The sequence below is a fragment of the Halopseudomonas xiamenensis genome, from assembly GCF_014219065.1.
Lineage (GTDB): Bacteria > Pseudomonadota > Gammaproteobacteria > Pseudomonadales > Pseudomonadaceae > Halopseudomonas > Halopseudomonas xiamenensis.
Genome location: NZ_JACLGO010000021.1, coordinates 1 through 12424 on the forward strand (window position 1 = coordinate 1; position 12424 = coordinate 12424).

Below are 12424 nucleotides of genomic sequence, written 5' to 3' on the forward strand. Positions count from 1 at the left end.
CTGAACCGCCGTATACGGAACCGTACGTACGGTGGTGTGAGAGGACGGCGGCTGTGAAGCCGCCTCCTACTCGATTTTGGTTCATGATGTGACCGCCAGCGTCCCTTTTGCTCATACGCATGTTTATAATGCCCGCATTGCTGTCTGTACCGGGCAGTCCCTGACAGAAGAACATCAATGAAGACACTATCGCCGGCCAATATCGTGGCCCTCGGTTTCATGACCTTCGCCCTGTTTCTGGGCGCGGGCAACATCATTTTCCCGCCCAGTGCCGGCCTGCTGGCGGGCGATAATCGCTGGCCCACGGCGCTGGGCTTTCTGCTGACCGCGGTGGGCCTGCCGTTGCTTACCCTGGTCGCTCTGGCGCGGGTGGGTGGTGGTATCCAGGAGCTGACCGCGCCGCTGGGCAAGCTGCCTGGGCTGATCCTGGCCATCCTGGTCTATCTTTCCATCGGGCCGCTGTTCGCCACCCCGAGAACCGCCGTGGTCTCCTATGAAGTGGGAGTGGTCGGCCTGGTGGGTGACAGCTGGCAGACATTGCTGATCTATTCATTGGTGTACTTTGCCGTGGTGCTGTACCTGGCCCTGAGGCCCGGACGCCTGGTGGATAACGTCGGCAAGTTGATCACCCCGATACTGTTGCTGGCCTTGGTGATTCTCGGTATGGCCGCCCTGTTGTTCCCGGCGGGAGAGGTTGGCGAGGCAGCGCGGGGCTATCGGGAGAATCCGCTGATTGAGGGGGTTCTGCAAGGCTACCTGACCATGGATGCGTTGGGTGCGCTGGTGTTCGGTGTGGTGATCACCCGCGCCATTCGTGATCGCCAGGTGCAGGAAACCCATGTGGTGACCCGCTACACGATCACCGCATCGGTGATCGCCGCCCTCGGGCTGGCCCTGGTCTATCTGGCGTTGTTTCAACTGGGGGCTACCAGCAGCTCGCTGGTAGAGCCGGGCGCTAACGGTGGACAGATTCTGGCCGCCTTCGTCCAGTATCGTTTTGGCACGGCGGGCAGCCTGCTGCTGGCAGTGGTGATCACCCTGGCATGTCTGACCACCGCGGTGGGGCTGATATCGGCCTGCGGCGCGTTTTTCAGTCGTGAATTCCCGGTCAGCTACCAACAGGTGGTCTGGGTATTCACCATCTTCTGCATGGCGGTGGCCAATCAGGGGCTGGACAGCCTGATCCAGGTTTCCATTCCGGTGCTGGTGGGCCTGTATCCACTGGCTATAGTATTGGTATGTCTTGGCCTGTTCCTGCCGGGTTGGCAGCGGCCGCAGAATATCATGCGACCGGTGATGCTGGTCGCCTTGCTGTTCGGCATCATCGACGGTCTCAAGGCCGCCGGCTTCATCGAGCGCGACACCGCCTGGATGAGTGGCTTGCCGCTCGCTTCGTTGGGGCTGGGCTGGCTGGTGCCGGCCATCGTCACCCTGGTCATTGCCGTTGTCGTCGATCAACTGCGTTACGGCAAGCTGCGCAGCGCATGAGTGCCTTGAAAGGAGCGCAATGAACGATCTTCTGCATGCCGAATCGCTCTGGCTGAACCTCACCGCCTTTGGCTGGTTCATGTTCTGCTGGATCGGCTACACCCGCTACGCCTGGCACAAGGGCAGGGATACGCCCTGCCTGGCGAGTGTTCTGCACCTGTATCGCAAGGACTGGATGAGCCGGCTGCTGCTGCGTGAACAGCGTATCGCCGATGCCAGCCTGATCAGCAACCTGGAGCGCAATACCTCATTTTTCGCCTCCAGCACCCTGCTGATCGTCGCTGGTTTGATCACCGTGATGGGGGCGACGGACCGGGCCCAGAGCCTGCTGCAGGACCTGCCTTTCGTGGCGTCGGTCAGTCGTGAGGTTTCGGAAGTGAAACTGCTGGCGATGCTGGGCATCTTCGTCTATGCGTTCTTCACCTTTTCCTGGGCGATGCGCCAATACAATTTCGCTTCAGTGTTGTTCGGTTCGGCTCCGCTGGTGGGGGAGAAGCATGTCAGCGAGATCGAGCGCAAGGCCTTCGCCAGCCGAGCGGCCAAGGTGCTGTCCAAGGCAGCCCATTCCTTCAACCTGGGACTGCGTTCCTACTACTTCGCGCTGGCGATGCTCTGCTGGTTCATCAATCCCTGGGTGTTCATGGGGATGACCGCGGGCGTGGTATATGTGCTGTACCGCCGAGAATTCAAATCCACCGTGCTGGAAGTGTTGATGGCGACACCGGCGCAGTTTCCCGAATCGCCGCCAGCCCCGGAGCAGTAGCTGCAGAGACAATACCGGCCGCAGAAGCGGCCGGTATTGTCGTGGGGATACAGCAAGGTGCGGGAGGTTATTCGCCGTTCATGCGCTGGCTCAGATCGTCCCGTGCCTCAGCGGCGGCATCCTTGGCCTGCTGGCCTTTCTCCTGCAGATAATCAGTGGAATCATCGTAGGCTTCACTGATCCTGTCGCCGGCTGCGTCCAGGTTCTCCTGGATGCGTTCACCGGTGGTCGGTTCGTCATTGAACGTCTGGTCAGCCTTCTGCTCGATGGCATCACCGGTACTTTCCATGGCATCACCGACATTGTCCATCGCATCGGACATGGACTCGCGAGCTGACTCCATCTTGTCTTCCGGCTGGTCCTGGCAGGCTGCCAGCAAACCGATACTGGCCATGAGAATGGCTGTTGCGCAAAGCTTTTTCATCTGATTCTCCAAGTGATGATTCACTGCTTGGTTAGTCCGGCGTAAGCGGCAAGAGTTCCCGCTTCGCTACACCAAGCGTAGTAGATTCATGCGGGTCTGTTAAAATCTGCGGTTTTGCATTCCGGTGGGCCTGATATGAGTATTGAACAACGCGCACGCAATTTCCTTTCCGTGCTGCGCCATTGCCAGGTGCTTGGCATGACGGTGGAACAGGCCGATGAGAGTGGCCTGGTCATCAAGCTGCCCTACAGCGAGTTCATCGTCGGCAACCCGGTGACCGGTGTGGTGCACGGCGGTGCCATCACCACCCTGATGGACAGCTGCTGCGGCATTTCCACGGTCTGCTATCTGGACGAGTTCGAAATCTGTCCGACGCTGGACCTGCGTATCGACTACATGCATCCGGCCGAGCCGGGGGTGCCGATCTTCGGTTTTGCCGAATGCTACCGGGTCACACCCACCATCATCTTCACCCGCGGTGTGGCCTACCAGAACAGCCGTGAGGAGCCGTTGGCGCATGTGGTCGGCACCTTCATGCGCATGGGCAAGGGTTCACTGGACCTGAACCGGCCGCCGCGCACAGCAGGAGGTGCGGCATGAACCCGCAGATCGAGCAATTGGTACGCGATGCCCACCAGACCGGCGACTACCGGCCGCTGATCGAACAGATTCCCTATGCGCGAATGATCGGCATGCGCGTCCTGCGCCTGGGTGAGGAGATGGTCTTTCATCTGCCGATCAGCAAGGACAACATCGGCAATCCGGTATTGCCGGCGCTGCACGGCGGTGTGCTGGCCGGGTTCATGGAACTGGCGGCCATGCTGCACCTGATGGTCAGCATGAACAGTCCGAGCTTTCCCAAGATCATCGACTTTTCCGTGGATTACCTGCGTGCGGGGCTGTCGCGCGATACCTATGCTACCTGTCAGGTATGGCGTCAGGGGCGGCGAGTGGGTAATGTGGCGATTACCGCGTGGCAAACCCGTTCGGATGAGCCGGTGGCCACGGCGCGGGCGCACTTCAAGCTGGATTGAGCCGGCTCGGCTAACCACAGGAGAGGTCAGGACATGGAAGCCTTGTTGATACTGGTCGGGGCAGTGCTGTTGGCCCTGGGTTGGCTGTGGTTGGTGATCGCCGCGGTGCGCCTGTCGGTCGGCAGGATGCTGCTGGCACTGGTTTGCGCGCCGCTGACCCTGGTGCTGCGCGGTCTGGGCTATCCGCTATGGCCACGCCTGCTGTTGCTGTGTGGTCTGCTGGGGCTGGCCACCGGTGCCGTGCTGTTGCACATCAATCATCCCGAACGCCTGCAGCTGCTGTTGTCCGGTCGTTGGGCGGCGGAGCCGGAGACCGGCAGCGACCTGCGCGGCACCATCATGGGGCAGCCGTTCGCGCCGAACCGGATTGTCTGGCGTGGCGAGGATCTGGTATTCGAAGAAGGGCCTCCCGACCGGGTCCGGCGCTCATTGACCATCCGCTTCGGCAATGCCCGTGAACTGCTGCGCACTCCGCTTATCGAACGCCTGCCCGGTGATCAGGGCCCCTGGCCGGAGCTGATCCTGCGTTGGCATACCGGCGCGCTTTCCGAACCCGGACTGCGCCGGGTGGCGCGGGACTACAGCCTGAGCCTGGACTTCGCCAAGCCGGTTGCCGGCAGGGTCGAGGGGCGTATTCATCTGCACTTGCCCACCATTCACAGCACCTGGCTGACCGGCCAGTTGCTGTTGTCTTCCACACCGGACTGGTTGCTGGAGCGCGAACGAGCCGAGCGCAGCGTGCGCTATTCCCGGCGCGATGAGCCGGCTGCCACCGAGCCAGCGCCGGCCTCGCCGGCAGCTGCGCAATGGCAGGAATTGAGCCTGCTGGCGTTGCTGGACGAGCCCGAGCTGTTCAATGACACACTGGTGCGTCTGACTACCTGGTCGGGGCGGGTGCACCAGGGCCGTTTCAAGCAACTGAGTAGCGAAAAGCGCCTGATCCTGTCCCAGGAGCGTGGCTCGGACCAGGTCGAGCTGCATTTCCATCCACTGGATATCCGCCAGATCGAGCAACGCGGCTTGCAATGAAGCGTCAACAGGCCCTGTCGACTTGAAATCCGCCAAAAGTATCCCCATCAACAGCTCATCTGCCCGGCTGTAGCCGGGTGAACATCCTTTGTGAAACATGGAGATACTGCCAACATGACCGTGGAAGCCCAGAAGGAAACGCTCGGATTTCAGACCGAGGTGAAGCAGCTGCTGCACCTGATGATCCATTCGATGTACTCGAACAAGGAGATCTTTCTCCGCGAGCTGATTTCCAACGCGTCGGACGCCTCGGACAAGCTGCGTTTCGAGGCCATCGCCAGGCCTGAACTGCTGGAAAGCGAGCCCAACCTGCGTATCCGCATCAGCGCTGACGAGCAGGCCAACACCCTGACCATCGAGGATAACGGCATCGGCATGTCCCGTGACGAGGTCATCAGCCACCTGGGTACCATCGCCAAGTCCGGCACCGCCAGCTTCATGCAGCAACTGACCGGCGACCAGAAGAAGGATGCCCAGCTGATCGGCCAGTTCGGGGTCGGCTTCTACAGTGCCTTCATCGTTGCCGACCGGGTCGAGGTGTTCACCCGCCGCGCCGGTCTCGGCGCCAATGAAGGTGTGCGCTGGGAGTCCGCCGGCGAGGGCGACTTCACCATCGAGAATATCGACAAGCCCGAGCGCGGCACCCGCATCGTTCTGCACCTCAAGGCGGACGAGAAGGAGTTCGCTGACGGCTGGCGCCTGCGCAATGTCATCAAGAAGTACTCCGATCACATTTCCCTGCCGATCGAACTGCCCAAGCAGCACTTCGGCGAGGAACAGGACAAGCCCACCGAGATCGAGTGGGAAAGCGTCAACCGCGCCAGCGCGCTGTGGACCCGTCCGCGTACGGAGGTCAAGGAAGAGGAATACCAGGAGTTCTACAAGCACGTCTCCCATGACTTCGAAGACCCGCTGAGCTGGAGCCATAACAAGGTCGAGGGCAAGCTGGAGTACACCAGCCTGCTGTACGTGCCGGGCCGCGCACCCTTCGACCTGTACCAGCGTGAAGCGCCGCGCGGGCTGAAGCTCTACGTGCAGCGGGTGTTCATCATGGATGACGCCGAGCAGTTCCTGCCGCTGTACCTGCGCTTCATCAAGGGTGTGGTCGACTCCAACGACCTGTCGCTGAACGTCTCCCGGGAGATCCTGCAGAAGGACCCGGCCATCGACAGCATGAAGTCGGCGCTGACCAAGCGCGTGCTGGACATGCTGGAGAAGCTGGCGAAGAACGACGCCGAGAAGTACGCCACCTTCTGGAAGGCCTTCGGCAGTGTGATGAAGGAAGGCCCGGCGGAAGACTTTGCCAACCGCGAGAAGATCGCCGGCCTGCTGCGTTTCGCCTCCACCGCGCAGCCCGACGATAGCGAAGTGGTCAGCCTGGATGCCTACATCGAGCGCATGCAAGAAGGCCAGGACAAGATCTACTATCTCACCGGTGAGCGCTACAACCAGGTCAAGAACAGCCCGCACCTGGAGATCTTCCGCAAGAAGGGCATCGAGGTGCTGCTGTTGACCGACCGTATCGACGAGTGGCTGATGAGCCACCTGAGCGAGTACAAGGACAAGCAGTTCGTCGACGTGGCCCGTGGTGACCTGGACCTGGGCAAGCTGGAAGGCGAGGAAGACAAGCAGGCGCAGGAAGAGGTGGCCAAGGCCAAGGCGGACCTGATCGAGCGGGTCAAGAAGGTGCTGGCCGACAGCGTGGATGAGGTCAAGGTCTCGCACCGCCTCACCGATTCGCCGGCGGTGCTGGTGATCAACGAGGATGGCATGGGCCTGCAGATGCGCAAGATCCTCGAAGCCACCGGGCAGAAGGCGCCGGACAGCAAGCCGATCCTGGAGATCAACCCGGCGCACCCGCTGCTGGAAAAACTCGACCAGGAGCAGGACGAGGACCGCTTCGCCGACCTGACCCACATCCTCTTCGACCAGGCCGCACTGGCCGCTGGCGAAGCCCTGCAAGACCCGGGCAGCTATGTGCGTCGGCTCAACGCGCTGCTGGTTGAACTGAGCAAGTAATACCACTGTATCGACAACGCCCGGTGTGGACTGCATACCGGGCGTTGTCGTTTCTGCATGCCCTGCAAAACACCATCATTGCGAGCCCGTAGGGCGCGGCAATCTATGGGCGTTGATATGCTCCGCGTAGGGCCGTGGTGACCAGCCGCCATTGCAGAACGCGCACCCCGCCATCCATGGCGCTCGTCTACGGCCGTCCCTGGCCGCAGACGGTTCTGCAATGGCGGCTGGTCACCACGGCCTGAGACTTCGGAGTATGTGATGGCGCACTCCCTGGGGGTGTAGCGCGCCTGCGCTACGCTGGACCGGACTGCCAGCCATTTTCCAAGTTGCATCTTCTTGTCTATGCTGTGCCGATCACTTTCGGCTCAGGAATCTTCCATGAAACGCATTCTCGGTACTTTGCTCATGGCCGGCAGCGCAGGGCTGGTGCAGGCGCAGATGGTCACCCAGACCGTGGACTATCAGATTGACGGCGAGACCTACCAGGGCATGCTGGTGTACGACGACGCGGTCACCGATACGCGCCCCGGGCTGTTGATGGTGCCGAACTGGATGGGGGTTACCGAGAATGCGGCGAAGAAGGCGTTTCGCGCTGGCGGTTCGGACTATATCGTGTTCATTGCCGATATGTACGGCAAGGATATCCGCCCGGCCAACGCCGAGGAGGCGGGCAAGGCCGCTGGTTTGGTACGCTCCGACCGGGCGGTGATGCGCAAGCGGGTCAACGCGGCGCTGGAGGCATTCAAGTCCCAGGCAGGCGAAGTCGCGCTGGATACCAGTCGCCTCGGTGCCATCGGTTTCTGTTTCGGCGGCACCACGGTGCTGGAGCTGGCCCGTTCGGGTACGCGGATCGGCGGTGTGGTGTCCTTCCATGGCAACCTGGATACGCCGGAGCCGGCTGATGGCCGGGCGATCGAGATGCCACTGCTGGTGCTGCATGGCGCCGATGACCCCTATGTGCCGCCGGAGCAGGTTGCTGCCTTCGAGAACGAGATGCGCGAAGCGAAGGTCGCCGACTGGCAACTGATCAGTTATGGCGGCGCCGTGCATTCGTTCACCGACCCCACGGCGAACATGCCGGGCCAGGCGCAATACGACGAGCGCACGGCAGGGCGGGCATTTGCGCAAATGCGAATGTTTTTCAATGAGGCTCTGGAAGCTGGTACTATTTCGACACAACCACAGCCAAACAATCCCTAGCTGATTGATTCTCCGTTTGTCACACTTCGGCATAATCCGATTGCGATAATCAGCGGTCGGGGTTGAACCGAAGGAATCATTGGATGATGAAGTTGATCAGCAGCGCGCAGCGTTGGCTATTGTGCTGCGCTGCCGGCGGTATTCTTGCCCTGCCGGTATTGGCGGAGGAGGGGACGTTCCAGGTCACTGCTGAGCCGGTTCGGGAAATTCGCGTGGCCAGCCGGATCGAGGCGTTGGGTACGCTGTATGCCAATGAAACAGCAGTGCTGGCGGCCAATCTCACCGAAACCATTTCCCGGATCGATTTCACCGACGGCCAGCGGGTCAAGGCCGGCGATATCCTGGTGGCGCTGACCAATCGCGAGCAACTGGCCCAACTCGATGAGGCACGCACCAGTGTGGCGGATGCCGAGCGCCAGCTGGAGCGTGCCAGGCAGTTGATCGCCGCCAACCATGTGTCGCGCCAGGAACTGGATGACCGCACCCGTGAATACAATATTGCCCAGGCGCGGCTGCGGGCGGTGGAGGCGCGTCTGGCCGACCGGCTGATTCGCGCGCCGTTCGACAGCGTGGTCGGGCTGCGCCAGGTCAGTGTCGGCACCCTGCTGACCCCGGGCATGCCGGTGGCGACCCTGCACGATGACAGCGTGATGAAGCTGGATTTCAGCGTGCCGGAGCTACGCCTGGCGGACCTGCAACCGGGGCAGCGGGTGATCGCCAGCAGCCGTGCCTTCGTCGATGAACTGTTCGAAGGCGAGATCGCGGTACTGGATAACGAAGTCGACCCGGTTACCCGGTCGATCCGCGTGCGTGCGCTGATCCCCAATGCCGATGGCCTGCTGCGTCCGGGCATGCTGATGCGGGTGCTGGTCGAGGGTGAGCAGCGCCAGGCGCTGGTGATCCCCGAGGGGGCGTTGCTGCCGTTGGGCAAGCAGCAGTTCGTCATGGTGGTGACCGAGCGTGATGGTGAGACTGTCGCCGGACGCCTGGAAGTGCAGATCGGCGAGCGCAGTGCCGGGATGGTCGAGGTGCTGGAGGGGCTGAGCAAGGATCAGCAGGTCATCACCCACGGCAATTTCCGGGTCAGTCCCGGCCAGCCGATCGAGCTCAAGGTGGCCGAGGAAGTCCTGCCGTGATTCTCTCCGATACCGCTGTCCTGCGTCCGGTATTCGCCACTGTCGTCTCATTGCTGCTGATCATCTTCGGCCTGGTGGCGTACCAGACCCTGCCGCTGCGCGAATATCCCGACATCGACCCGCCCATCGTCACCATCGATACCACCTATCGCGGCGCCTCGGCCAGCATCATCGACTCCCAGGTGACGCAGATCATTGAGGAGAACATTGCCGGTATCGAGGGTGTGGAGTACATCGAGTCGAGAAGCGAGGATGGCCGCTCGCAGATCACCGTGCGCTTTTCCATCGACCGCGATGTCAGCGAGGCGGCCAACGATGTGCGCGACCGGGTATCGAGAATCCTCCCGGACCTGCCGGTGGAGGCCGATCCGCCGGAGATCGAGAAGCAGGACGCCAACCAGGACGTGGTGGTGTGGTGGAATCTCAACAGCGACCGCATGTCGGTGCCGGAGCTGACCGACTATGCCGAGCGCTATCTGGTCGACCGTTTTTCCAATCTCAAGGGCGTGGCACGGGTGCGGGTCGGTGGCGCGCAACCCTGGGCCATGCGCGTGTGGCTGGATGCCGAGTTGCTCGCCGCGCACAACCTGACCGTGGATGACGTGGAGCAGGCGCTGCGCCAGGAGAACGTCGAGCTGCCGGCCGGCAGTATCGAGTCGGTCGACCGCCAGTTCACCGTGCGCGTGCAGCGCGCCTTCAGTACCGCCGAGGATTTCGCCCAGTTGGTGGTCGCCCGCGGCGCGGACAATCACCTGGTGCGCCTGCGCGATGTAGCCCTGGTCGAGCGTGGTACCGAGGAGCAGCGCAGCCTGTTCCGTGGCAACGGCGTGCCCATGGTCGGTATCGGTCTGGAGCGCCAGTCCACCGCCAACACCCTGGAAATCTCCCGTTCCGCAGCGCAACTGGCACAGCAGCTGAATACGACCCTGCCCGAAGGCATGCGCCTGAGCCCGAGTTTCGACAGTTCGATCTTCATCGAGGGCGCGATCAAGGAGGTCTACCGAACCCTGGCCATCGCCCTGGTGCTGGTGGTGCTGGCGATCTTCCTGTTTCTCGGCAGCCCGCGGGCGGTGCTGGTGCCGGCGGTGACCCTGCCAGTGTCGATGACCGCCACCTTCATCGCGCTGATGGTGTTCGGCTTCACGGTGAACCTGCTGACCCTGCTGGCGCTGGTGCTGGCCATCTCGCTGGTGGTGGATGACGCCATCATCGTGCTGGAGAACATCCGCCGGCGCATCGACGAGGAGGGCGAGACGCCTCTGGTGGCCGCGTTTCGCGGCTCACGGCAGGTCGGCTTTGCGGTGGTATCGACCACCCTGGTACTGATCGCGGTGTTCGTGCCCATCGCCTTTCTCAGTGGCGATGTCGGCAAGCTGTTCGCTGAGTTCGCCCTGACCATGGCGGCGGCGGTGGTGTTCTCCAGCTTCGTGGCGCTGACCCTGTCGCCGGCGCTGGCCTCGAAGATCCTGCGCCGCAGCGACGACAACCACCGCCTGGTGCGCACCGTCGACTGGACGCTGCAACGCAGCCGGAATCTCTACGGCAGGGTACTGCAGCTGGCGCTGCGGTTGCGCTGGCTGACCGTGCTGCTGTTCGCCGGGCTGTCGGTACTGAGCGTATGGCTGATCACCCTGCTGCCCAACGAATATACCCCGATCGAGGATCGTGGGGTGTTCATGATCATGGTCAACGGCCCGGAAGGCGCCACCTACGACTACATGGTCGAGTACATGGACGAGATCGAGTCGCGGGTGATGGACCTGGTCGAGAGTGGCGAGGTGTCGCGCATCATGGTACGCGCGCCGCGCTCGTTCGGTGCCATCACCACCTTCAACACCGGCATGCTCAACGTCGTGCTCAACGACTGGGCGGACCGCCGGCCGGCCACCGAGATCATCGAGGAGCTGCGCGAGCGCTTCACCGACCTGTCCGGGGTGCGCATCATCCCGATCATGCGCCAGGGTTTCGGTGCCGGGCGCGACCAGCCGTTCCAGCTGGTGATAGGGGGCGCTGGCACCTACCAGGAGCTGGCCGAGTGGCGGGACATCCTGCTGGACAAGCTGGCCCAGGACAATCCGGGCCTGATCAATATCGACACCGACTACAAGGAAACCCAGCCGCAGCTGGAGGTGCATATCGACTACGACCGGGCAGCGGCGCTCGGGGTCAACATCAACACTATCGGCCGCACCCTGGAGACCATGCTCGGTTCGCGCCGGGTCACCACCTATCTGGATGACGGTGAGGAGTACGATGTGATCCTCGAGGCCGAGAAGCTGGACAAGCGCACGCCCGCGAGCATGAACAACATCTACGTGCGCTCGGCCACCAGCGGTGCACTGATCCCGTTGTCGAACCTGATCACCGTCGAGGAATACGCCGGCTCCACCAACCTCAACCGCTACAACCGCAACCGCGCCATCACCATCGACGCTTCCATGTTGCCGGGGCTGGCGCTGGGCGATGCGTTGGACCATGTCGAGCAACTGGCGCGGGACAACCTGCCGGAAACCCTGGTGATCGGCTACAAGGGCCAGTCGTTGGACCTGCGCAATGCCGGCGGCTCGATGAAGTTCGTCTTCATGCTCGGCGCGCTGGTGATCTTTCTGGTGCTGGCGGCGCTGTTCGAGAGCTTCGTGCACCCGCTGGTGATCATGCTCGGCGTACCCATGGCCATCGGCGGCGGGCTTATCGGCCTGTGGCTGACCGGCAACAGCTTGAATCTGTACAGCCAGATCGCGTTGCTGATGCTGATCGGCCTGGCGGCGAAGAACGGGATTCTGATCGTCGAGTTCGCCAACCAGCTGCGTGATGCCGGGCGCAGTTTCGATGAGGCGCTGGTGCAGGCCAGCCTCCTGCGCCTGCGGCCGATCCTGATGACTGGGGTGACCACCATCGCCGGCGCCATACCACTGATCCTGGCCTCCGGCGCGGGCGCCGAGACCCGCTCGGTGATCGGTATCGTGGTGGTCTGGGGCGTGACGGTATCCATGTTCGTGACGCTGATCCTGATTCCCGTGCTGTACAGTCTGCTGGCGCGCAGAACCGGTTCTCCCCAGGCGGTCAGGCGGCAGCTGGAGCAGGAGTCGCAGTCCGGGCTGGGCGGCTGAAACAACTGGAAACAGGCCATTCACCAGATTGATGGCGAAGGTGTGGTGTTGGTCGTGGGCGGGTGCGGGCTGCGTATTCTCTGGCGTCGAGGGCCGATTGGCACCTCCTGTCGTGGCCTGCAGGCGCTTCCGGCAGCGGTTGGGGCAGCGCTTTCCAGGGCAGGCTCATGCAGACCTTCCCGTTGCCTTGCATAATGGCTTGAGCCCAGGCCTTCGAG

At 62.5% G+C, this 12424-nt stretch carries 10 protein-coding genes; 9 read left to right on the plus strand and 1 reads right to left on the minus strand.

The genetic code is table 11. From position 1 onward, the window contains the following. Positions 1-177: 177 nt before the first annotated feature. Positions 178-1488: a branched-chain amino acid transport system II carrier protein gene (gene brnQ, locus H6X51_RS13755; RefSeq protein ID WP_185268072.1), complete on the plus strand. Its 1311-nt coding sequence runs from the start codon at positions 178-180 to the stop codon at positions 1486-1488. A gap of 19 nt (positions 1489-1507) precedes the next feature. Then, complete coding sequence (locus tag H6X51_RS13760) at positions 1508-2251, plus strand: DUF599 domain-containing protein (protein ID WP_185268073.1); 744 nt, start codon at positions 1508-1510, stop codon at positions 2249-2251. 67 nt (positions 2252-2318) lie between these two features. On the opposite strand, the gene H6X51_RS13765 is transcribed toward H6X51_RS13760, so the two are convergent. Continuing rightward, a complete protein-coding gene (locus tag H6X51_RS13765; RefSeq protein WP_185268074.1) occupies positions 2319-2675 on the minus strand; it encodes a hypothetical protein in 357 nt (118 codons plus the stop codon). Between the two features lie 135 nt (positions 2676-2810). On the opposite strand from H6X51_RS13765, the gene H6X51_RS13770 reads away from it, so the two are divergent. The 7 genes from H6X51_RS13770 to H6X51_RS13800 all read left to right on the plus strand — a co-directional run bounded on the left by H6X51_RS13770 (position 2811) and on the right by H6X51_RS13800 (position 12206). Continuing rightward, positions 2811-3275: a PaaI family thioesterase gene (locus tag H6X51_RS13770; protein ID WP_185268075.1), complete on the plus strand. Its 465-nt coding sequence runs from the start codon at positions 2811-2813 to the stop codon at positions 3273-3275. Continuing rightward, positions 3272-3709: a PaaI family thioesterase gene (locus H6X51_RS13775; protein ID WP_185268076.1), complete on the plus strand. Its 438-nt coding sequence runs from the start codon at positions 3272-3274 to the stop codon at positions 3707-3709. The genes H6X51_RS13770 and H6X51_RS13775 overlap by 4 nt, the downstream gene beginning before the upstream one ends. Positions 3710-3742: 33 nt before the next feature. Next, positions 3743-4738 carry a hypothetical protein gene (locus H6X51_RS13780; RefSeq protein WP_185268077.1) on the plus strand — a complete coding sequence of 332 codons (996 nt, stop codon included), beginning with the start codon at positions 3743-3745 and terminating at the stop codon, positions 4736-4738. A 114-nt stretch (positions 4739-4852) separates the two neighbouring features. Next, positions 4853-6757 (plus strand): molecular chaperone HtpG, encoded by a 1905-nt coding sequence (htpG, locus tag H6X51_RS13785; RefSeq protein WP_185268078.1) that lies wholly within the window; start codon positions 4853-4855, stop codon positions 6755-6757. Between the two features lie 381 nt (positions 6758-7138). Further along, complete coding sequence (locus tag H6X51_RS13790) at positions 7139-7960, plus strand: dienelactone hydrolase family protein (RefSeq protein WP_185268080.1); 822 nt, start codon at positions 7139-7141, stop codon at positions 7958-7960. An 83-nt stretch (positions 7961-8043) separates the two neighbouring features. Next, positions 8044-9096, plus strand: coding sequence for an efflux RND transporter periplasmic adaptor subunit (locus H6X51_RS13795; protein WP_185268081.1), 1053 nt, complete (start codon positions 8044-8046; stop codon positions 9094-9096). Beyond that, positions 9093-12206 carry an efflux RND transporter permease subunit gene (locus H6X51_RS13800; RefSeq protein WP_185268082.1) on the plus strand — a complete coding sequence of 1038 codons (3114 nt, stop codon included), beginning with the start codon at positions 9093-9095 and terminating at the stop codon, positions 12204-12206. Before H6X51_RS13795 ends, H6X51_RS13800 begins: the two co-directional genes overlap by 4 nt. Positions 12207-12424: the final 218 nt, after the last annotated feature.